The following is a 908-nucleotide window of genomic DNA, read 5'->3' on the forward strand; positions in this document are numbered from 1 at the left end:
GTGAATACGTTCCCGGGCCTTGTACACACCGCCCGTCACACCATGGGAGTGGGCTGCAAAAGAAGTGGGTAGCTTAACCTTCGGGGGGGCGCTCACCACTTTGTGGTTCATGACTGGGGTGAAGTCGTAACAAGGTAGCCCTAGGGGAACCTGGGGCTGGATCACCTCCTTACCTATACGACTAACTTAATGTTTGTTGAGTGTTCACACAGATTGCTTGTTTATCTTCTCTTAGGAGAAGTCAGAGCTGAATGCGCCGCTAGCCGGTACGCATTGTTCTTTAACAATTTGGAAAGCTGATAGTATTTAATTGCATGAGTCTGTCATGTAATTAATTACAAAACGTTTAATGCGCAAGCATTGAACATGAGTTCTCAAACACTTTATTAAGTGTCTTGAATATTCAATAGTAAATTATTCTTTATTGAATAGTTTACGTCTAAGGCGCGTCCACTTCTTTGGTCAGAAGTGAGACAAGTAAAACCAAGCTGGTCGCAATGCGRCGCAGATGAGTGAAACTCATTTGGGTTGTATGGTTAAGCGAYTAAGCGTATACGGTGGATGCCTTGGCAGTCAGAGGCGATGAAGGACGTAGTAACTTGCGAAAAGCGTTGGCGAGCTAGTAACAAGCATTTGAGCTAACGATGTCCGAATGGGGGAACCCAGCAGCATAAGCTGTTATCGCAACATGAATACATAGTGTTGCGAGGCGAACGAGGGGAACTGAAACATCTAAGTACCCTTAGGAAAAGAAATCAACCGAGATTCCCCTAGTAGCGGCGAGCGAACGGGGATTAGCCCTTAAGTCAGTGGGGTGTTAGTGGAATGCGTTGGAAAGCGCAGCGGCACAGGGTGATAGCCCCGTACATGAAAACTAACCATTGATGAAAACGAGTAAGGCGGGACAC

General features: G+C 46.5%; 2 rRNA genes. Both read left to right on the forward strand.

Annotation, left to right across the window (positions count from 1 at the left end):
- A 16S ribosomal RNA gene (locus L5M10_RS23920) occupies window positions 1-172 on the forward strand; the annotation flags it as partial.
- 362 nt (window positions 173-534) lie between these two features.
- Window positions 535-908: ribosomal RNA gene (locus L5M10_RS23925) — 23S ribosomal RNA — on the forward strand; the annotation flags it as partial.

The organism is Shewanella sp. SM32 (genome assembly GCF_025654235.1).
Classification (GTDB): domain Bacteria; phylum Pseudomonadota; class Gammaproteobacteria; order Enterobacterales; family Shewanellaceae; genus Shewanella; species Shewanella oncorhynchi.